This is a genomic window from Ruegeria sp. CDSA021 (assembly GCF_059612325.1).
In genome coordinates, this window is record NZ_JBXWQJ010000018.1 from 1 (window position 1) to 20694 (window position 20694).

The 20694-nt window shown below is 55.3% G+C and carries 16 protein-coding genes; 5 read left to right on the plus strand and 11 right to left on the minus strand.

All coding sequences use genetic code 11. The annotated features are described in order from the left end of the window. The first annotated feature begins 387 nt into the window (after positions 1-387). A complete protein-coding gene (locus tag AC2FLD_RS19175) occupies positions 388-2211 on the plus strand; it encodes a BCCT family transporter (protein WP_496672802.1) in 1824 nt (607 codons plus the stop codon). 35 nt (positions 2212-2246) lie between these two features. Here the strand turns inward: AC2FLD_RS19175 and AC2FLD_RS19180 are convergent, their stop codons facing one another. Then, positions 2247-2939 carry a TetR/AcrR family transcriptional regulator gene (locus AC2FLD_RS19180; protein WP_496672796.1) on the minus strand — a complete coding sequence of 231 codons (693 nt, stop codon included), beginning with the start codon at positions 2937-2939 and terminating at the stop codon, positions 2247-2249. 79 nt (positions 2940-3018) lie between these two features. Here AC2FLD_RS19180 and AC2FLD_RS19185 point away from each other — a divergent pair, with 79 nt between their 5' ends. Further along, a complete protein-coding gene (locus tag AC2FLD_RS19185) occupies positions 3019-4413 on the plus strand; it encodes an aminotransferase (RefSeq protein WP_496672793.1) in 1395 nt (464 codons plus the stop codon). A 64-nt stretch (positions 4414-4477) separates the two neighbouring features. Here AC2FLD_RS19185 and AC2FLD_RS19190 read toward each other — a convergent pair whose 3' ends face one another. The 7 genes from AC2FLD_RS19190 to AC2FLD_RS19220 all read right to left on the minus strand — a co-directional run bounded on the left by AC2FLD_RS19190 (position 4478) and on the right by AC2FLD_RS19220 (position 13284). Beyond that, a complete protein-coding gene (locus AC2FLD_RS19190; protein ID WP_496672790.1) occupies positions 4478-6046 on the minus strand; it encodes a trimethylamine methyltransferase family protein in 1569 nt (522 codons plus the stop codon). A gap of 25 nt (positions 6047-6071) precedes the next feature. Beyond that, entirely contained in the window at positions 6072-7271 is a 1200-nt protein-coding gene (locus tag AC2FLD_RS19195; protein ID WP_496672787.1) for an aromatic ring-hydroxylating oxygenase subunit alpha, read from the minus strand. An 8-nt stretch (positions 7272-7279) separates the two neighbouring features. Next, positions 7280-9346, minus strand: a complete 2067-nt coding sequence (locus AC2FLD_RS19200) for an oxidoreductase (protein WP_496672784.1) — start codon at positions 9344-9346, stop codon at positions 7280-7282. Positions 9347-9441: 95 nt separating this feature from the next. Beyond that, positions 9442-10497 (minus strand): extracellular solute-binding protein, encoded by a 1056-nt coding sequence (locus AC2FLD_RS19205; RefSeq protein WP_496672782.1) that lies wholly within the window; start codon positions 10495-10497, stop codon positions 9442-9444. Next, complete coding sequence (locus AC2FLD_RS19210) at positions 10494-11609, minus strand: ABC transporter ATP-binding protein (RefSeq protein ID WP_496672779.1); 1116 nt, start codon at positions 11607-11609, stop codon at positions 10494-10496. Before AC2FLD_RS19210 ends, AC2FLD_RS19205 begins: the two co-directional genes overlap by 4 nt. Before the next feature lie 20 nt (positions 11610-11629). Beyond that, on the minus strand, positions 11630-12424 hold the full coding sequence (locus tag AC2FLD_RS19215; protein WP_050605374.1) for an ABC transporter permease: 795 nt from the start codon (positions 12422-12424) through the stop codon (positions 11630-11632). Then, on the minus strand, positions 12421-13284 hold the full coding sequence (locus tag AC2FLD_RS19220) for an ABC transporter permease (RefSeq protein ID WP_496672776.1): 864 nt from the start codon (positions 13282-13284) through the stop codon (positions 12421-12423). The genes AC2FLD_RS19215 and AC2FLD_RS19220 overlap by 4 nt, the downstream gene beginning before the upstream one ends. 178 nt (positions 13285-13462) lie before the next feature. Between AC2FLD_RS19220 and AC2FLD_RS19225 the strand changes: the two genes are divergently transcribed. Next, positions 13463-14116, plus strand: coding sequence for a TetR family transcriptional regulator C-terminal domain-containing protein (locus AC2FLD_RS19225; protein ID WP_496672774.1), 654 nt, complete (start codon positions 13463-13465; stop codon positions 14114-14116). Positions 14117-14577: 461 nt separating this feature from the next. On the opposite strand, the gene AC2FLD_RS19230 is transcribed toward AC2FLD_RS19225, so the two are convergent. Then, on the minus strand, positions 14578-15102 hold the full coding sequence (locus AC2FLD_RS19230) for an Lrp/AsnC family transcriptional regulator (protein ID WP_496672771.1): 525 nt from the start codon (positions 15100-15102) through the stop codon (positions 14578-14580). Positions 15103-15123: 21 nt separating this feature from the next. Between AC2FLD_RS19230 and AC2FLD_RS19235 the strand changes: the two genes are divergently transcribed. Both AC2FLD_RS19235 and AC2FLD_RS19240 read left to right on the plus strand, forming a co-directional pair. After that, the gene (locus tag AC2FLD_RS19235) at positions 15124-16143 is read left to right on the plus strand and encodes a pyridoxal-phosphate dependent enzyme (protein ID WP_496672768.1); all 1020 of its coding nucleotides are present in this window, start codon (positions 15124-15126) and stop codon (positions 16141-16143) included. Continuing rightward, positions 16136-17260, plus strand: a complete 1125-nt coding sequence (locus tag AC2FLD_RS19240; RefSeq protein WP_496672766.1) for an amidohydrolase — start codon at positions 16136-16138, stop codon at positions 17258-17260. Before AC2FLD_RS19235 ends, AC2FLD_RS19240 begins: the two co-directional genes overlap by 8 nt. A gap of 343 nt (positions 17261-17603) precedes the next feature. On the opposite strand, the gene AC2FLD_RS19245 is transcribed toward AC2FLD_RS19240, so the two are convergent. Together AC2FLD_RS19245 and AC2FLD_RS19250 are read right to left on the minus strand one after the other, a co-directional pair. Beyond that, the gene (locus AC2FLD_RS19245) at positions 17604-18989 is read right to left on the minus strand and encodes an aldehyde dehydrogenase family protein (protein ID WP_496672763.1); all 1386 of its coding nucleotides are present in this window, start codon (positions 18987-18989) and stop codon (positions 17604-17606) included. Next, positions 18986-20659, minus strand: a complete 1674-nt coding sequence (locus AC2FLD_RS19250; RefSeq protein ID WP_050605379.1) for an acetolactate synthase large subunit — start codon at positions 20657-20659, stop codon at positions 18986-18988. The genes AC2FLD_RS19245 and AC2FLD_RS19250 overlap by 4 nt, the downstream gene beginning before the upstream one ends. Positions 20660-20694: the final 35 nt, after the last annotated feature.

Sequence of the window (20694 nt, forward strand, 5' to 3'; positions counted from 1 at the left end):
CGGAAAAGATCAGACATGTTCACTGCTCGGTTTTCGAGCCGTGAATCACGCAGCTAGCTGGAAATCAATGGGTCCTGACCCAAAGTAAATTGACCCTCTCAAAACCTGTGGCTTGCAAGCATCGCCTCACGAATTTTCCGCCAGGCAGGTCCCTCCATCACCTTATAGTTTGCGACAATCAAAGGCCAAATTGTTTCGGGCAACAGCCAACCTACAAACACGCAGAAACTACTTGGCTGATCTTATGGGCCAAAGTCATAGCAGTGGAAAATCGTTGCAGATCAGGTCTATTCTTTGGATGTTAGAAGCGTCGCATGTGCTCATGCTGAGGGTTAGGCCCGGCAGCGCTGCGTGCAAGGCAGAAAATCTATGAGAGACCGGGAAGACATGACGCTTGAGGACCCTTTCACAGACCTCAAAATAGAAACGCAACGGGCTGGGTTTTACAAAGGATATAGCCTGCCAATTGCGCTGGTGAGCAAGTTCTCGGTATCCCTGCTGGTCCTTTGGGCGTTGGTGTGGCCATTATCTGCAAACGACACCTTGCGATCTTGGAAGTCAGGGTTGTTGGCTGAATTCAACACGTTCTACAACCTGTCCGTCGGTCTTTTTGTACTCTTCCTTTTTCTTGTCGCGCTCATTCCTGCAACCGGGCGAATAAGGCTGGGAGCAGAAGGCGAGAAGCCCGAATTCTCGAACTTCTCATGGTTTTCCATGATGTTTGGAGCAGGTTTGGGCGTGGGCCTCATGGTCTATGCAACTGCTGAACCGCTTGGTCTGTGGGAAACCAATCCATTGACCGTTTCTAGGGAAGTCACGCCCAAAAGTGAGGAGGCGATAGAAGGAGCCTACCGCTATACTTTCTTGCACACCGGTTTTCACGCTTGGGCAATATACGTGGTCACAGGTCTAAGCCTTGCCTACTACGCCTTTACCCGCGGCATGCCGCTGACGATCCGAACAGCGCTGACCCCGTTACTTGGCGAATACTCCAACGGTGTTGCCGGACATGTGATCGATATACTCGGGGTCGTGGCAACGATACTCGGCGTTGCGGTCACGATCGGATATGGCGTTTCTCAACTGGTGGATGGCGCGTTTCTGATTACAGGTGCGAATTGGCTTGTGGAAAATGCCGCGACCACAATGAAGCCTTCGACCACTGGGCTCATCGCAGCGCTTGCACTGGTTATGATAATGTCGACACTCTCTGCCGTCTCTGGTGTAGGGCGCGGCGTCAAATACCTGTCGAACATTAACCTCTTGTTGTCTCTGGTTTTGCTGGCCGTTTTCATTGTTTTTGGATCGTTTTCATTTGCCGCGACAACATACGCTACGGCGTTGATCGACTATATCCAAAACTTCATTCCGTTGAGCTTTCAAGCCTATCGCCCGATATCGGAAGCCGAGTTTGCGTCGGTATTACCGGCAGAGGCGGCACCTTTCATCGGAGAGTTATTCACAGGCGTGACAGATGCCTGGGGAACGAAAGCGGCATTTCTTGACGGGTTGAGCACCAATGCCGCCGATCTTTCCGACGCGACCAAGGACGCGGCTTACGATGCAGGCACACAAGGGCGCTTGTTTGAGTGGCAAGCTGGATGGACAACCTTTTACTGGGCTTGGTGGATCGCGTTTTCGCCCTTTGTGGGTCTTTTTCTGGCGCGGATCTCTAAAGGACGAACCGTGCGCGAATTTATTCTTGGCGCGGTCATTGCCCCATCCTTGGTTTGCTTCGCCTGGATGGCCATTCTGGGTGGAGCCGCCATTGACTTGGAGTTGAATGGGGATGCCAATGGGTCAATCCTTGCCGCTTCGACAACATCCACACTGTTTGTCACGCTGGGCGAAATGATCTCGGGCGACTTTCTCACGGTTATGAGCGTCATGTGTGTGCTGTTAACAATGACATTCCTTGTTACATCCGCCGACTCCGGCATCCTTGTGATGAACACGATCATGTCTGGTGGCTCTGAGGACACCGGCTTGCTTCATCGCATCATCTGGGGCGTCCTGCTGACGCTTGTCATTGGAACGTTGCTGATTGCGGGTGGAGGTGGGCTAGAGGCTTTGACCAATTCGATGATCATCGGTGCACTTCCGTTCAGCGTTGTTTTGCTGCTTATGTGCGTATCTCTGGCCAAAGCAATGATAAACGACCTGCGTCGAATGAACCACGAGGCGCAGTCGGACACGCCGACGGGTTCATGATTGCCCACGGGTAGTTCCAAGTCCTTCAGTTATCTTCAACCATGGACGGACTGGGTGCTAAAGTGCGCCGGAAACATTGACCGCAAAACAAACAGGCAGAGGTTCAAGGCCTCATCGGGAATGAAGGTATCTGAATGCAAATGGTAATCCGTCCAAAGCCCTTCCAGCATTGCGGTTAATGCGTCTGTTGCAAGTTTGGCATCGACGTCTTCGTACTCACCTTCGCTCTTTAATTGCTCCAACAGCTCCAGGATCACCGCTCGGAAGCCTTTGTCCCGTGAGTCGATGAATGGAAATATGTGTGGGTTCGAAAGCGCTTCTGCTCGAAACGAAAACCAGATCGCAACGTCCCTCGAGTTAAGGACCAAAGGATCGAAGTCCGCTTTTATGATAGAAATCAGCTTTTCAGCGGCGTCTAACTCTGGATTGTTTGCGATTGCCTTCCACTGCCCTGCATAGCGCGCCGCCAACTCCTCTGCTACCGCAAGAAGAAGGTTCTCCTTGGAGCCAAAGTGCAGGTTCACCATTCCCCGCGACAATCCTGACAGTTCCTGGATTCTTGCCGAGGTCGTCCCCCGAATTCCGAATGTATAGATAGCATCCGCAGCCGCTTGGATCAGCTGCTTCCGGTTCTGCAACTTACTCAGATCCCGGGCATTAGTTGGGATATTTGGCTCGACAGTAATCTCGTCATCCTTCGCTGGGGTGCTCTCTCTGACTTCTCGCATCTAGTGGAATGAAAGTCCAAGGATTGACATTGAATGAATGATTGTTCATTTTGTGATTTATGTTACACAAAGGTGCCGAATGACCCTTTTGAATTCAAGCTTTCAGTCCATACGTGATTGGGACAACGAACACTTCCTGCACCCGTGGGAAGGGATGTCTTGTCTGGGTGAAAATGAACGGACGTTTGCTGAAAGCGGGTTTGGCATTCACGTTGTGACAGAGGATGGAAAGCGCCTGATAGACGGGCCTGCCGGCATGTGGTGCGTTCAATTGGGCTATGGCAACACTGAGATTGCCGATGCGATGGCCCAGCAGGCAAGGGAGATGGCGTATTTTTCTCCCTTCAACAATGCAAATTCGGCTCCGGCTCGGTTAGCGTACGAGATCGCCAAGAGAACGCCAGGCGACCTGAACCATGTGTTCTTCACGACCGGCGGGTCGACGGCGGTGGACAGTGCACTTCGCTTCGTCCAGTTCCGCAACAACTTGCTGGGAAAACCTGAAAAGAAAATCGTGATTTCGCGGCAGAAGGCCTATCACGGATCGACTTACCTGGCGGCCTCGGTATCCGGAAAAGAGCGGGACAAAGGATGGCTGGACCAAGCCTCTCACCTGACGCGTTTCCTTCCGAACGTGAACCCGTATGCACGTCGCCCCGGACAGACGGTCAAGAATTTCCTGGACGAAAAAATCGCGGATCTGGAGAACATGATCCTGCAAACCGGAGCAGACAAGGTGGCTGCTTTCATCGCTGAACCGATCCTGTGTTCGGGTGGCGTCATCGTGCCTCCGCAGGGGTATCATCAGCGTTGCCTGGAAATCTGCCGGAAGTACGAAGTCCTATATATTTCAGACGAGGTCGTAACCGGGTTCGGTCGATTGGGCCATTGGTTTGCGTCCGAAGACGTCTTTGGGACTCAACCGGACATCATCACCTGTGCCAAAGGAATGACGTCTGGATATGTACCTATGGGGGCCTGCATCATCTCTGACCGGCTGATTGCAGATGTGACCGGTGAAAACGCGCAGGACGCAACATTTTCAAACGGCTTCACCTATTCGGGCCATCCGGTGAGCACGGCAGCTGGGTTGAAGACGATCGAAATCATGGAACGCGACGGCGTTCTGGAGCATGTCCGCGCGATCACACCGCTATTCGAAGAGCGCCTTCAAACTCTGGCAGAGCTGCCGCTGGTAGGTGACGCCCGCGGTATGGGTCTGGTTGGTTGCGTTGAATGCGTTGCGGACGCCCAGGCAGACAACCTTTTGGACCTGGATAAATCCGTCGGTGCACTGATTGACAAGCATTGTCAGGAGAACGGGCTGATCTTGCGGCCGATCATCAACATGTGTGTGTTTTCCCCACCGCTGATCATCACAGAAGACGAGTTGAACCAGATGTTTGACATACTTGAAAAAGGCATCCGGCTGGCGACCGACGACCTGACGCGCGAGGGTGCGTTCAGGACATAGACATCGCAACAGGGCTGCGTCGCAACCTTGCACGTTGCGACGCCTTTCCTATGCTCCGCAGCACTTACCCTGCGCGCATCGCCTCAAGGGGCAGTTTGATCGGGAACTTTGACCGAACCTCTTCATCTACCTTACTGCCAAAGTAGTTCGGGTAATGATTGGATAGGATATCGTCCACTACTGACCGGCTCCGCTCGAACATATCCTGACGACCGGCTTTCTCCCAGGTATCGGTCAGTTTCCTATCCATCAGGGTCGGATAGACAAACTCGGTTTCCATGTATTGCAAGGTCTGCACGTTGCCGAGGAAGTGACCGGGATCAATTGCACATTCGTGGATTACATCGACCGAAAGCGTATCGTCGCTCACCTCGATCCCCCGCAGCGTTCGCGAGATCATGCCCGCAGCCTCGTTATCGATGACCATCGACTCAAAGCTACAGCCCATCAGGCTGCCAAGCATCCCGCCAAATTCACAGAGCCTGTTGGCCCCGGCATGGGCAGCTAAAGCGAAGGTCAACGCCTTTTCCAAACCGTATTGCGCATCGGGAATCTTGGAATCTGTCATGCCACAGCCGACACTGGTCGGCAGGTTGTAGAAATTGCCCATCTGAATGGCCGCAGCCGAGATCAACGCCTGCTCGCCACTGCCGCCCGTAAACGATCCTGTGCGCAGATCGGTGATGAAGGGCCAGGCCGCGAAAACCACCGGTGTGCCCGGGTTGATTAAATTGGCAATGGCGACACACGACAGCGTCTCAGCCACAGCTTGCGCCAAAGTGCCGGCCAGCGGCGCAGGCGATGTCGCCCCGGCTTGCGGCGGAACTGCAAGATCGCAGACAAGCCCCATTTTCGCCGTATCGATCAGGATTTCCAGGTTTTCCCGTCCAAACCGAAGCGGGGATACGATGGGGCAGCCGCCAAAAATGACCGAGGGCTTTTCAAGGAACTTGCCCTCTCCGCCTGATGCCAGATCGAATAAATGGATCGCGTCTTGAATGTGTTCGCGGGTTCTGAAGGTCAGGCAAGATGGTTTTTCGCTACCTGCCAGAATGGCGTAGAGCATGCTCATGTCATGCTCGTAGTCCTGCGGGACATCCGTTGCCAGAACCGTATCACCCGTCATGTGAATGTTGTCGAGCCGGTCCACCAAACGGGTGAAGTCGTATATGTCCTTGAGGGTTGATGGCCTGTAACTCCGCGTTTCCGCGTCGAACGTTGTCACCGCAGTGCCGGAGTTTGCGTAATACACATTGTCCTTGGTGCAGTGCATGTCGTCCTTACCAGCACGCGATCCGCGCGCATGGACATAGAACTCGTTTGCCGCCGTGGCCAACAGGTCTTCCATCAACGACCGAGCAAAGCACAGCCTGCCATGCTCGTTCACCGTAGCCCCTTTGGGCAACACGAGATCAAGAACTTCCGGAGTGGGGTCCCCTACCCCAGTTCTTTCCAGAATGGTGAGTGCAGCCTCGTGAATGCGCACCATATCGGCGTCTGACAGCGGTTTGTATCGCCCACCCGGGATACCTGGCCAGATTGCCTGCGAGGCGGCGTTGCTGGTTCGCACTGCCGCTCGTGCTTCACGCCCGCCCCCGCGCCGTCTTGACCTGCGCTGCGTTAACTCTGTCATAGTCTTTCTCCGAATTTTGCGCGTCTCAGATCATGCCGAAGTAATTGCGATAGAAGCCGGGAATGCTCCATTCCATCTCGGACAGCGGCCCCGGCTCGAAGCGGTAAGAGTTCACGCCTTCCTGATTGTGTCGGATGATCCGTTCGTCATCGAGCGACGTCACATGCCAGAGCCACGTCAGGGCATCCTTGTCATAGTCGCGACCCTCTTCAGCGTCGCCGCGTACGTACCAAACGATCTGAATATCCGTTTCTTGAAGAGCACGCGGGACGAACCGATACCCAACCACATGATCCGCGTAGACGAGGAAATAGTTGAGCGTCCCGATCCCTAAATCTGTAGCGCCGCCGTCATGGCCCTTTAGCTTTCCCAAAGGCGGAGCCAACGGCACGCCATCTTTGCTTCCTGTCAAATAGCCCGGGAAGAGCGGGTAGCGCCGCCAATAGACATCTGCGCCCGGTGCGACCGCGTTTTCACCGGTCAGGTCAAGCTCTTCGGTGGGTACTCCGGCTTCGTCCATCCGCTCATGAAGTGCCCCGCTGAATTCCAGAACCTGAGCGGGGTCTTTCAGGGAATGACTGCGTGAGTAATCCTGATGGGACGGAGCGCAGTGATAGCATTCCAGATAATTCTCCAAAGCCAGTTTCCAGTTTGCAGGAACCGGGTATGACGCCTCATGCGCGACCTTCAGGTTTTCGAAATCGAATGGCCGTGAAAGCGGGGCCAGCTTTTCCAACGCAGCGTCCAGCGGCGGGGCGTCTTCTGCTACGCAGACAAAAATCAGACCTTGGAAGATCTTTACCTGAACCGGGAACAACCCGTATCGGCTCGGGTCAAAATCCGAACCCATGGACCGCCCGTTTCGCAGTTTACCGTTCAAGTCAAAGGTCCACGCGTGATAGGGACAGATGAAATTGCGCGCCTTGCCTTTCTGTTCAGTGCAAACACGCGATCCTCGGTGACGGCAAACGTTCAGATGCGCGCGAACTTCACCCTCGCGATCCCGAACAATGATCACGGACTCGGGCCCGTAGTCGAACAGAAAATAGTCACCGGGTTCTGCGATCTGACTGACATGGCCGACCCAGATCCAGTTGTTGTTCCAGAACGTACTGATATCGTTCTCGTATACTGCCTGAGATGTATAGAAGTGACGTGGCAAGGCGAAACCTTCCCGCTGCACTTCCATCAAGTCGCGCATTACTTGTAAGTCATCTTTTGGCATAGCGCACCTCACACAGGTTCAAGGGAAACGAGTTCGCGGCGGAAAAATTCACGGTCGATATCGCCCGCATCGCGCTCGAAGTTTCGGGCAGCCATGTGACCCGAGTATACAGCGTCCGCAATCAAGCCTGGGTTTGCAGCATCACCGATCAATTCCAACGTATTCAGCGGACTGGCGGTCAAACCGCAAAGCTCATCGTAAAGTGTGGTGTCTCGCATTCGTTGCGTCACTAACACAACGGAACTGCATTCAATGGATCGTTCTCGCCCAGTGTAGACGCAGTGCAATTTCGCCTGACCTGGCGCAAAGCTGGCCAAGGTCTGCGACAACGCCAGATGAACGCCCTTTTCCAGCAGGCTGCGTTGCACTTTGGTCTGTTCCAACGTCAGCTCTGTGAAGGGCGAGACCATCGAGGCCGGGGTTGCAAATACGACCTGTCGCCCGGCTTGAGCTAAGTGTTCCGCCAGCACCCCGCCTAGATAGGCCTGATCATCATCGTAGACCAAAATCGGACCGTCCCCTGGTACTTCCCCTGACATGATGTCGTCGGGAGTAAAAACCTGAGAGCCCGCGCCCATTGATACGCCATGGAATGCAGATTTTCCTCGGCCATCCCGCCGCCATGATGCGCCAGTTGCCAGAAAGACGTTCGGAATGCCCAGTTCGACAACTTCATTTGCCGAAAGACGGCTGTCGGTGAACAGTTGAACGTTCCCGCGTTGTTGCAGGTCATAGATCCTGTGATCGGTCACGCGTTTCCAGGCGGATAGCCCGGTCAGGCTGGATTCTTGCAAAACGCGACCGCCAAGCTCTTGCTTCGCTTCGGCAAGGGTTACCTCATAGCCCCGACGAGCCAACTGCATGGCGCATTCCAGCCCCGCGGGACCACTGCCAACTACGAGCGCAGATTCTTCTTTTCCCCGGCGTTCTATGACCTCAGGATGCCATTTCCGACGCCACTCTTCGCCCATCGTCGGGTTTTGGGTGCACCGGATGGGGACACCCAGAGTATCGGAAGAAACGCAGATATTACAGCCGATGCATTCTCGGATTTCTTCGATGCGCCCTTCCCTGATCTTGTTGGGAAGAAAGGGATCGGCGATGGATGGTCGTGCCGCGCCGATAAAGTCAAGGATGCCCTTCCCGACCAATGACACCATCAAATCCGGAGAAGTCAGACGCCCGACGCCCACAACAGGCTTGGATGTCACCTGTTTAACGAATTCGATGTATGAGGTTTGAAAACCGTCCCGGGGCTCAAACCGGGTCGTCGCAGAGTCGTTGCTCCAATCCGCGACGTTCACGTCCCATAGATCTGGCAGCTCTGCCAGCAATTCGACAACGGCACGTCCCTCTTCGTGCGCCTGCATCCCGTCCGGCCCGAGCATTTCATCGACTGCAAACCGAAGGGCTATTGCACATTCATCTCCGACTTCTTCTCTGGTCTCTTCCAGAAGTTCTCGGGTAAGCCGCACTCGGTTCTCTAACGAACCGCCGTATTCATCGGTCCGATCATTGAACTGCGGCAGCATAAAGTGGTGCGGCAGGGTCATGTGATGCCCGGCATAAACATACACAATATCAAAACCAGCCTCGCGCGAACGTCGCGCCGCGGCGCGGTGCCACTTGCGGAACTCGCGAATGTCTGACTTGTCCATCGCCCGAGCCTGCTTTGGATATGCGGCCTGCAAGGCGAGCTCTGACGGGGCCAGCAAGGGGGCTCGGCTCAGGTGGTTTTGCGCATGGTGACCGTTATGCGCCAGTTCAATCGCCGCTAAAGACCCCTTGCTATGCACTGCCTCTGTCATTAAGCGCAGCGCCGGAATATCCCGCTCGTCCCACAGCCGGTTCTCGGCATAAGGGGACAGGTCTGAAGTCGGGTGTATTTCTGTCTCTTGATTGGACACAACAGCCCAACCACCTTCGGCCTTCATCGCCCGCATGGCGGCTTCTGCCTGCGGTCTTAAGTGCCCCAGACCGTTACAGTGGGGAACCTGATAGAACCGGTTTCGGGCCGTCACTGGCCCGATCTGAACCGGCTCGAAGAGAACAGAATATCCGCCAGCGCCTGACATTACCGCGCATCCTCCAGAAAATCGGAAATAGTTTCGTGGGAATGGCAGGGTTTTTTAAGTTCCCGACATTCCCCCGTTGTGTCGCTGAGGTGCCCTTAGAAGCCCGCCTTGATGCGTTCGAACTCCTTCAGCATCTTGGATTCCAGCTCGGGGTTAACCGCATCAAAGAACAGGCTGCCTTCAAAGAAGCTGTCCACGTCCGAGAACCCATAGGTATCGATCAGTTCCGGATCAGCTTGGGCGAACGCGTCCTCGTTGGCATGGGCGTAACCCCAGCTTTCGATAATGTACTTGCCGCTGGCGGCAGAGCTGAGTGCGTTCAGCATGTCATATACCTGCTCATCCGACTGCTTGGCAGATTTCAGATGCACATAACCGCAGACCCAGGTTGCGATGCCCTTGTCAACATCACGCATCATGACAGCCGGGGTTTCGTTCCAGATCAAGTTCAGTTCCGATTGGTTCCAACCCCAACCCATTGTCACTTCTCCACTGGCAATAGCTTGATCCAGCTGGCCCGCGTCTGACCAGTAGAAGCGCACATTCGGATGAATCGCGCGCAAGTAGTCCGCCGCTTCCTGGAATTCCTCGTCGCTCATATCGGTATAGCTGGAGGCACCGGTTGCCAGCGCCGCCATGGCAAAGGCACTGGAGGCGGCGTCTGGGATGGCAACCTTGCCCTGGTAGGCGGGATCCGCCAGCAGTTGCAACGAAACATCATCCGCCGAAATCATATCCGTGCGGTAGATCAGGCCGGTATTGCCCCACTCAAACGGCACCATGTAGGTCTGCCCGTCGATCGTGATGCCATCGACCTCTTTGATCTTGGGCATCAGTTTGTCCCAGTTCTCCAGCTTGCTGGTGTCGATCGGCTTGATCATGTCCGCCGCCACCCATTTTCTCAGGGCGTCGGTGCAGGGGTGGGCCAGATCAGCTTCAAATCCGGATTGAAGCTTGGTGAACGCTTCGTCTACGCTACCGAAATAGGTGTAGCTGGGCGGACCGCCGTACTTTTCGACATAGTCGCCGAAAAAGCCCTGATCCTCATATCCGGACCAGTCAAAAACGGTTAGATCAGCCGCATTGGCCAGAGCTTGGCTGGCAGCAAAGGTGGCAACCACCGCTGCCATAAGTGATGATGTTTTAGTCATTTGTCTCCTCCCAAAGATTCACGCTTACCCAGATCAATCACCGAGGCGCTTTGAACGCCAAGCCAGACGGTATCCCCGCGGCTGTGATCGACTGTGTGAAAGTAGTTCGGCACTGCGACGGCGATGCTTTCGGGCAGTCCGTCGATACGCACATAGTAGTGGACGCTCTCACCATAGAAGGCGACGTCCGACACCTCGCCCTGAACACAAGCGTCGTAGCCTTCTGGCTTTTCTGCGCTGATCTCCAATTGCTCGGGCCGAACGCCGACCAGCAGTTCCTTGTCATGCACCTGAACGTTTGGATTCACCCCGATAGTCATCTGCCCGAACCCCTGAACAGTAACCTCCAGCGTTTCAGAATTTTCAGCCATTACCTCGGCATCCAGAAAGTTCATTCCGCCAATGAAAGAGGCCACTTCCCGGTTGCAGGGTTGGGAATACAGAACCTCGGGCTTGTCGACCTGTTTCAGCTGGCCGGCGAACATTACGCCGATCCGGTCAGACATGGTCATCGCCTCGTACTGATCATGCGTGACCATGACGAAGGTAATGCCCAGCTTTTGCTGCAGACGGCGCATTTCTAGCTGCATCGCTTCACGCAGGTTCTTGTCCAGCGCGGAAAGTGGCTCATCCAACAACAGCACCTTCGGCCGCATGACCAGCGCGCGGGCGAGAGCCACGCGCTGACGCTGACCGCCCGACAACTCATTGGCCTTGCGATCCTGCAAGCCGCCGAGTTCCACCATCTCGAGAGCTTCGGCAACGCGGTCCTTGATTTCCTTGCGTGATAGCTTTGTCTTGCGCAATCCGAACCCAACGTTGTCACCCACATTCAGGTGCGGAAAGATCGCATAACTTTGGAACACCATATTGGTGGGCCGCTTATTGGCAGGCACCTCTCCCATCGTCCGACCGTCTATCCGGACTTCACCCTCTTCGTGATCCTGAAAACCAGCAATGATGCGCAAAGCTGTTGTCTTTCCGCAGCCTGAAGGCCCAAGCAGCGAAAAGAACTCACCCTCTTTCAAGGTCAGGTTCAGATCGGATACAGCCACAAAGGAGCCAAAGCGTTTTTCAACGCCCTGAATTTCGATGATGATCTGTTCGCTCATCTTGTTCGTTTCCTTTGGCTTCAATCCGAGGATTGGGTGGAACGGCGGCGGAAATATTCGGCGATCAACAGAAGCAGGACCGAGGACATCAAAAGCAGCGATCCCAGTGCCAGCGTGTTAGGCAGTTTTGCCGGGAAGCGGATCTGGCTCCAGATATAGACCGGCAGCGTCGGGCTGTTGCCGGACAGGAAGAAGGCCAGCACGAACTCGTCAAAGGACACGGTGAATGTGACCAGAAGGCTCGCGACGATGCCCGGCGCAACAATGGGCAGAGTGACGCGCCGAAACGTTCCCACAACGCTTTCGCCAAGGTCAAAGGCGGCTTCTTCCAGAGACTGATCGAAATCGTCAAAGGCGGACTTCATGATCGATACGGAAAAAGGCAGCGCCACGAACACATGCCCAAGGATCACTGTTGTCAGCGATGGCTTCAGTCCGACGCTGATGAAAAGAACCAGCATCGAACTGGCTACGATGATGCCGGGGATGACTAGCGGAAGCATCACGAGGCCCTCGGACAACTCGCGCCCGGTGAATCGGTAACGAACATAGGCGCGTGCTGCGAACAGACCTAAAGACGTTGCCATCAGGGCAGTCACGCTGCCGACGATCAAAGAGTTCACCATCGCCTGCAGCAGCGTGTCCTGCTGACCCAACTGTGCGTACCATTTCAACGTGAACCCTTTTAGCGGGAAGGCCACGATGGTTCCGTCGTTGAACGAAAACAACGGCAAAAGCAAAACCGGCAGGTAGAGAAACACTAGATAGGCTATCACATAAACCAGCAACCATGGGATCCGAAAAGCCTTGGTCATCTGATCCTCCGCCCCAGAGCGGTGACGACCACCACAAACAAGATTGCGACGCAAGCGACCGAAAGCATGGCCAGCAGAGACAGTGTTGCACCCAACGGCCAGTTATTAGCGGCGCCAAATTGCACCTGAATGAGGTTGGCAACCATTTTACCCTGCGACCCACCGACCAAAGCCGGTGTCACGTAGTCGCCCACTGTAGGGATGAAAATGATCAGACAGGCCGCAATGATCCCCGGCACTGTCAGAGGTAAAGTCACGCGGACAAACCTTTCGAGTTTGCTGCAGCCAAGGTCGGTTGCTGCCTCCAACAGGCTACGATCGATCTTTTGCAGCGACACATATATCGGCAGGATCGCAAATGGCGCCCAGGCGTGCGCAAGCGTTAGTACAACGGCGAACTCGTTGTAGAGCAGGAATGTCAGAGGTTCCTGTATCAGTCCTAGCGATATCAAAGCAGAGTTCATCACTCCATTGAAGCCAAGGATCAGTTTCCAGCTGAACACCCGCAACAGGTAGCTGCTCCAAAATGGAATGGTGATCAGCAACAGCCAAAGGGTCTTCTTTTTTGTCCGAAATGCGATGAAATAGGCGACCGGATAGGCCAGACAAACCGTTGCCAGTGTCACCGCCCCTGCAATCGCCACCGATCTGATTATCAAATGACGAACCAAGGGGTCAGTGAACGCCTCTTGGTAATTCGCCCACGTAAGTGTTCGGTCAATCTCGACATATGTCTGGGTCCAAAAGCTGTATGCGACCAGAATGCACAGCGGCACAGCAACAAGCAGACCGACATAGAGCGTCGCAGGCGCGCTCAGTATTAGGCCCTTGCCCGTGTCACTTCGTAAGACTCCAGCCATGCTTCCCTGCAGAACTTTGCTTTTGGTGGCGCGACGACAGCCATCACAAAATGGACAATCGTCCATTTAAATCTGGAATTTTCAGGCTAGCTGTGTCAACTGATATTTTCACAACCGGTGCTGGCCAATTTCGCAAAATCCGCTAGAAGGCTGCGCAAGAGGCTGGAAACAAACAGAATTGCTTGATCAAATGACTGGAAGACGCCAAGAAATTCGCGAACAAAATCGACTATCCCTGATCCAGGCAGTACTTGACTCGGTCGCAGAGAAAGGGATTTCAGAGACATCCGTCAGCGAAATCATTCAGCGCGCCGAATTGTCCCGCGGCATGATTCACCTTCATTTCGGCGGCAAGGATAATTTGGTTGACGAAGCAGCCCGCTACTCGTCCGAGCAATATTACAACGGCATCTATGCCTTGCTGGAGACGACCGGACAAACAGGCCAGGAACATATTGAGATGATTGTTCGGGGGGATTTGAGCGAAGCCATCCTTAACAAGAAGAATGTCTCCATTTGGTACGCATTTCGCGGTGAGGCCAGAAACCGAGCGGCAATCGCGGCCTTTTCAGACACACGCGACGCGAAGCTTCGGAACCTGGTCTTCAACGCGTTTGCGCGAATTGCAAAGGAAGCTGAAATCGAAAACCCCAATCAGGTTGCACGGGACGCTACGCACGGCACACTCGCCATGTTGGAAGGTATGTGGACCGATTACCTACTCCACCCGGACTCTTTTGATCGCAACGAGGCAATTAGAATTGTTTTCCGTTTTCTGAGTACAATGTTCCCCAAACACTTTGACCTCAGCGGCGCACAGTTACTTGAATGAAATTTGCGACAAAATTCCTATCTGGCCACTTTAGAGCAGGATAATCTCCATCACTACGATGACAGCTTGGTAAGGGCGCAACAAAGTTCAATTGAGCAAACGGCATTTCGCAGCCCTAAGTTGATGGATGACGCAGCAACAAAGTGCGAACGTCGCGGTATGGGGGTTATGTGAAACGATTTTTGATTGAGTCATCTGCTCATCTACGAGCCCAATATTGACCGATGCCGCGCGGCGCACCAATGTCCCCTGCCTGGTGCGATGCACGGCTGGTACACCACTCCTCTTTCGTCATAGCTTCCACATCGATGCCGGTGGAGCAGGAGCCACCCACCTCATCCCCTTGGGGCTCCTGCCACCGGTCCATGCGATCCGCAGAGAATGGCGGTGGCGAGCCCAAAATCCTTGTTTCTGCTCAGCGGTGAATGACGGCATTCCGGGTCTTTCAGAGCAATTAGAGCTCAGCCCAACATAGGCACACCCAGCCCAACTTTGTGAGGCCGCATGACGACCGATGTTCTAAACCGTCGGACGTTCGAGTTGTCAAAGAACAGGCGTTTGGTGAGGTGTTCGAAATCATCCATGTCCCTCGCGGTGCAGATCAAGCAGAAATCGGCATCTCCCGTGATGTAGTAGCACTGTTGGACTCTTGGCTCTGCCTGCACCTGTCTCGCGAAGGCGTCTATCTGGTCTTGACGCTCACGTTCCAGTTCCACCATTACGACGAAGCGCATCGCTACGCCTGCCTTCCGTGGGTCAACGACGGCGACCTCTGAAGTGATCGTTCCAGAAGCTTTCAATGCTTTGAGCCGCCGTTGTACGGAGGCGACAGAGAGCCCGGTTTCTGAGGCCAATGCTTCGAGCCCCATGCGTGCATCGATTTGCGCCAGTTCGAGGAGTTTGCGGTCGAGGGAGTCTAGCTTCATGGTCAAGAAAACCGCCTTTGTGAGAAATTTTTCCGAATATTGGTAAAAATTGACCGACATGTATAGCCTTGACGCTCTAGTATGACGACCATGAAAGATATTGCGAAACTCGACGTGACCAAACCGCTCGCCTTGCTCGAAGCTTGCCCTGCCTATCAGGCTTCGCCTCTCGAAGTGCGGGAGTTCAACGGCCGCTCCCTGATGATCAAGGACGAAACTGATCGGATGGGGCTTGGCGCTTTCAAGGCACTTGGCGGGGTCTACGCCGTTGCGAAACTCATAGAGGGCCAATGCGGTGGTTCTCTCAATCCGCAAAGCTTTTTGGATGCGGCTGTTGGTAACGTTGCCCGAATCATGACCTTCGTCTGTGCCAGTGCGGGTAATCATGGTCTCGCCGTCGCTGCTGGGGCGCGGCTTTTTGGATCGAAGGCCCGCATACATCTGTCTCAAACAGTGCCGGAAGATTTTGCCCGTCGTTTGCGTGACAAAGGTGCCGAGGTGGTCCGCGCTGGCGAGGACTATGAGGCCAGCGTTCAGGCCGCAATTTCTGATGCAAAAAACAACGGAGCTATTCATCTCGCCGACGGGTCCTGGCCCGGATACACCGATCCGCCCCGGCTGGTGATGGAAGGCTACACAGTAATCGCCGAAGAGATGCGCACATCCTTTGAGACGTCGGGTCAGTGGCCGAGCGATGTCTATCTACAAGCAGGAGTCGGTGGGCTGGCGGCAGCGATTGCCTACATGATCCGAACAACCTGGACGGTTCAACCAAGGATCATCGTTGTAGAGCCTGACGCCGCGCCTTGCCTGCGCAATAGCGCCCAAGCAGGCAAGATCGTCACAGTTGAAGGTCCCGTGTCCAATATGGGAAGACTTGATTGCAAAACACCTTCCATGCTGGCCCTAGACATCCTCAATGAGCACGCGAACGAATGGGTCACGATCAGCGATGTGCAGGCTGAAGAGGCCGTAGCGTACGCGCATGAATTGGGGTTCTCGACCACTCCGTCCGGCGCAGCGGGCCTTGCCGCTGCGATGCGCGAAGACGTCCCGATGCCCTTGGTTATTCTTTCCGAAGGAGGCGTTTCCGTTGCTTGATCTCACTGCCTTTCGCCGTAACCTCCACGCGCATCCCGAAACGGGTTTTGATCTGGAGCGCACGCCGCGCTTGATTGCCGAGCAGTTGGAGAGCGCGGGTCTTGAGGTGGTGCGAGGCGTGGGACGTTCGGGCCTCGTTGCAACCTTGAAGCGGGGCCCAAGCGACAGTGCAATTGGCTTCCGAGCGGACATGGACGCGCTGCCAATTGAAGAAGCAAATGGCTTCGAACATCGCTCGACATGTCCAGGTAAATTTCACGGCTGCGGCCATGACGGGCATAGCACCATGCTGCTCGGCGCTGCCCTGAAACTCGCTGCGGACCCGTCCCTGGACCGTACGATCCACTTCATCTTTCAGCCTGACGAAGAAAACGGCAACGGCGCGGCGGCCATGATTGAAGATGGGCTGTTCGAGCGGTTCTCTATGTCCGAAGTTTATGGCCTACATAACATGCCAGGGATGGCCCTTGGTCACTTCGCCACACAGGCCGGACCGTTCTGTGCTTTCGAAGACAATTTCGAGATCAGGATAAAGGGGCGTGGTGGGCATGCCTCCATGCCCGACAAGGGGATTGATCCCATCGTCGTTGGCTCTGCAATCGTGATGCAACTCCAATCCATTGTCTCGCGGTCATTGCAGGCAAGCCAACACGCCGTCGTGTCCGTCACCGAATTTCTCACCGATGGTGCACGCAACATCCTGCCAAGCAATGTTATTCTGAAAGGGGATTGCCGGGGGTTTACGAGCCAAGTGTCGGAAAAGATCCAGGTTCGAATGCGTGCAATCGTTGACGGACTTTGCGCAGCGCAGGGGGCCGAAGCGGAACTTGAGTACTCAACCTCATTCCGGCCTTTGGTGAATGAAGACAAGGCAACCCGGATAGTGGCAAACGCCGCGCGCGCAGTTGGTTCAGTTGACAAAGAGTATGGCCGCGTTGGGTTTTCTGAAGACTTCGCTGAATTTCTGACGCACCGTCCCGGCGCTTTCATCCTTATGGGAAATGGAGAGAGCGGCAGCCATGCGATGCCGCTGCATAACCCATCTTACGATTTCAACGACGCCGCGATAGATCACGGGATCGCGTTTTGGGTTCAGCTCGCGCGCGAAGTAAGATGATAGATACCAGACATTCGCCTGCCACGGGTGATAGTCAGCTTTGTCCGGATTGTGTTGAAAAACTCTTGGTTGATCTCGCCGCAAGTCGCTGATTCACTTTCTGCATTGAGCAGCAGATCGAGGCATGATGGGGCGGAGGCAATCCGCGAACGTCGCTGAAGCGGTTATGTGTGAAGCGATCTCTGGTTGAGCGATGGCCGTTCTGTGGAGCGAGTACGAAAGGCTGCCTCGCGGGGCAAAGTTAGCTTTCGCTGCGATTTCTCGAATGGCTGGTTTGAGATTCACCTCAAGAACTGCCAGGCAAAGAGGTTAGATCTAGCGGATCACTACACCGCCCAACACTTCACAACTGGATCACGGCCATCTTGTCCTGCGTCATGTCGTGGATCGTGTAACCGATACCGCCCGTATTATATCCAGACTGACGGCGACCTGCGAATGGCATCCAGTCAACCCTGAAGGCGGTATGATCGTTCACCATGACCGCTGTAGCATCCAGCCGCTGAATGGCCTGCATGGCGGTATCGAGGTTTTTGGTGAAAACCGCAGACTGAAACGCAAAAGGCAGACCATTCGCGGTGCAATACGCATCCCCCAGACTGTCATACCCATAAACACAAACAACCGGCCCGAAAATCTCGGCAGTGGAAACACGCACATCTGCTGGCGGGTTTAGCAGGACTGTTGGTGCATAAGTTGTCGGCCCAAGTCGTTTGCCGCCTGTCAACACGGTTGCCCCGGCCTGAACGGCCTCGTTCACCCAGGCTTCGACGCGGTCGACCTCGGCAGGACGGATCAGGGGGCCGCAATCCACGCTGGGATCGCGGGCGTCTCCGACCTTCAGCGCGGCGGCCGCATCAGTCAGTTTCTGCGCGACCTCGGCGGCCATTGCTGTGGGGGCAAAGACGCGCTGAACGGAAACACAAACCTGCCCGGAATGATAGAACCCGCCCTTGGTTAACAATGGGATCATCGCGTCGATATCAGCGGTTTCATCCACGATCACCGGGGCCGCGCCGCCATGTTCCAACGCACAGCGCGTGCCGGGCGCAAGTTTCGACCGCAGCATCCAGCCAACCCGAGCTGAACCGATGAAAGAGAAAAACCCAACGCGCGGATCGGTGATCATTTGTTCGGCCACGTCATTGTGGCAGGCGGCGAACCGGCACCAGTCTTGCGGCAGACCCGCCTGATGCAGAATGTCGACGAAAACCTTGCAGGACAAAGGAGTATCCAACGCCGGTTTTACAATCACCGGGCACCCCGCGGCCACAGCCGGGGCCACCTGATGCACGATCAGGTTGAGCGGATGGTTGAACGCGCTGGCCGCGACCACCACGCCGATAGGTTCCCGTTGGGTAAACGCAATGCGGCCGGACCCCGCCCGAGTTAAGTCCATCGGGATTTCCCGCCCCGCCATCTGACCGATCTCGTGAATGCACAGTTCGACCCCATCGATGGCCCGCGTGACTTCGACGCGGGCATCAACCAGCGGTTTGCCACCCTCGCTGGCGATCAGCGCGGCCAACTCCTCGGCACGCCCAGTCATCAGCCGGGCGGTTTCCTTCAGGATTTCGATCCTTATGTAGGCTGGCAGCCATTCATCGCGATTACGATAAAGAGCGCCGGCAACATCCAGCATGGCGTCGACATCATTCCATCCACTTAGCTCTACACTGCCCACTTTGATCAGATCAAAGGGATTCACGACCTCCAGAACATTTCTCATATCAGGCAGACCTTTGCGGCCAGCTCATCGATCAGCACGCGTTGGTTTTCGCTGTAATCGACCGGTAGATCGATCAGGTGCACACCGCCAGCGGCGAAGGCCGCCTCGAAAATCGGCACCAGATCCTCGGTGCGCTCAACCCGGTGGCCGGTCGCGCCATAGCTGTTTGCATATTGCACGAAATCGGGGTTGTTGAACTCCAGCCCCCAATCGTCGAAACCTGCATGGGACTGCTTCCAGCGGATCATGCCGTATGAGCTGTCGTTCAGCACCGTCACGACCAGATTCAAGCCCAGCCGCACCGCAGTTTCAATCTCTTGGCTGTTCATCATGAACCCGCCATCGCCGCAGATCGCCATGACGCGACGGTCAGGATACAGCTTGGCGGCCATCATTGCCGAGGGCAGCCCGGCCCCCATTGTCGCCAACGCGTTATCCAGCAGCACCGTATTGGGCTGATAGGCTTGATAGTTGCGCGCGTACCAAATTTTGTAGATGCCGTTGTCTAGCGCGATGATATCGCAATCTCCCATGACTTTGCGTGTATCTGCCACAAAGCGCTGCGGGATCACCGGGAACCGGGCATCATCGGCCCTTGCCGATGTATGTAGATCTGTTTCCTTTTTGACGCGCTCGAAGTAACTGCGATCAAACTCCAGCGGCCCACCCAGTTTATCACCCAGCCGAGCAATGGATTGCGTCAGATCCCCAACAACCTCGACCTGCGGGAAATACACCTGATCGACTTGCGCGGCCTTGTAGTTCACGTGGATCACTTTGGTGCCGCCTTCTTCCATGAAGAAGGGGGGCTTTTCGACGACGTCATGCCCGACATTGATGATCAGATCGGCACGCTCAATGGCACAATGGAGGTAGTCCCCGTCAGATAACGCCGCGGTGCCGAGGAACAGATCGGAACGTTCATCCACCACTCCCTTGCCCATCTGCGTGTTGAAGAATGGGATTTGCGTCTGTTGAACGAACTGGCTGAGCGCGCTGCGCGCGTGTTTACGGTTGGCCCCCGCACCCAACAACAGCAAAGGCATCTTTGCCGAACGGATCATGTCGGCTGCTTCGTTCAACACCGTGTCACCAGCCACGGCATAGTGACGCGGATGCGGTTTCAGAACAGGTTCCGAAGTATCTTCGGCGGCAATGTCCTCGGGCAGTTCCAGCAGGACAGCGCCGGGGCGTTCCTCCTGCGCGACACGGAACGCCTCACGGATCAGAGAGGGGATGGTGTTTCCATGCACGATCTGCTTGGACATCTTGCAGATCGGTGCAAACAGACCCACCACGTCGATGATCTGGAATTGGCCCTGTTTCGATTTCTTAATCGGCTTTTGTCCGGTAATCATGATCAGCGGCATGCCACCCAGATGGGCATAGGCCGCCGGAGTGGCAAAATTGGTTGCGCCTGGACCAAGCGTTGCCATGCAGACCCCCGCCTTACCGGTCAACCGGCCGTAGGTGGCCGCCATGAAGGCCGCGCCCTGTTCATGCCGGGTCAAAACCAGCTCGATACTGGAGGGTCTGAGCGATTCCAGAAGATCGAGGTTTTCTTCACCCGGTACAGCAAAGATGTATTCGACACCTTCAGCCTCGAGTGCTGCGACCAGCAAATCCGAGGCTTTGGTGGGCGATGATGCGGTTGGGATAGAAGCTGACATATGGTCTCCTGATGCAATTGCGGGTTGGCTCGTAG

Bases quoted from the DNA above. Each gene is read 5' to 3' on its own strand.
- AC2FLD_RS19175 (WP_496672802.1), top strand. From the start codon at position 388: ATGACGCTTGAGGACCCTTTCACAGACCTCAAAATAGAAACGCAACGG.
- AC2FLD_RS19180 (WP_496672796.1), bottom strand. From the start codon at position 2,939: ATGCGAGAAGTCAGAGAGAGCACCCCAGCGAAGGATGACGAGATTACT.
- AC2FLD_RS19185 (WP_496672793.1), top strand. From the start codon at position 3,019: ATGACCCTTTTGAATTCAAGCTTTCAGTCCATACGTGATTGGGACAAC.
- AC2FLD_RS19190 (WP_496672790.1), bottom strand. From the start codon at position 6,046: ATGACAGAGTTAACGCAGCGCAGGTCAAGACGGCGCGGGGGCGGGCGT.
- AC2FLD_RS19195 (WP_496672787.1), bottom strand. From the start codon at position 7,271: ATGCCAAAAGATGACTTACAAGTAATGCGCGACTTGATGGAAGTGCAG.
- AC2FLD_RS19200 (WP_496672784.1), bottom strand. From the start codon at position 9,346: ATGTCAGGCGCTGGCGGATATTCTGTTCTCTTCGAGCCGGTTCAGATC.
- AC2FLD_RS19205 (WP_496672782.1), bottom strand. From the start codon at position 10,497: ATGACTAAAACATCATCACTTATGGCAGCGGTGGTTGCCACCTTTGCT.
- AC2FLD_RS19210 (WP_496672779.1), bottom strand. From the start codon at position 11,609: ATGAGCGAACAGATCATCATCGAAATTCAGGGCGTTGAAAAACGCTTT.
- AC2FLD_RS19215 (WP_050605374.1), bottom strand. From the start codon at position 12,424: ATGACCAAGGCTTTTCGGATCCCATGGTTGCTGGTTTATGTGATAGCC.
- AC2FLD_RS19220 (WP_496672776.1), bottom strand. From the start codon at position 13,284: ATGGCTGGAGTCTTACGAAGTGACACGGGCAAGGGCCTAATACTGAGC.
- AC2FLD_RS19230 (WP_496672771.1), bottom strand. From the start codon at position 15,102: ATGTCGGTCAATTTTTACCAATATTCGGAAAAATTTCTCACAAAGGCG.
- AC2FLD_RS19235 (WP_496672768.1), top strand. From the start codon at position 15,124: ATGACGACCATGAAAGATATTGCGAAACTCGACGTGACCAAACCGCTC.
- AC2FLD_RS19245 (WP_496672763.1), bottom strand. From the start codon at position 18,989: ATGAGAAATGTTCTGGAGGTCGTGAATCCCTTTGATCTGATCAAAGTG.
- AC2FLD_RS19250 (WP_050605379.1), bottom strand. From the start codon at position 20,659: ATGTCAGCTTCTATCCCAACCGCATCATCGCCCACCAAAGCCTCGGAT.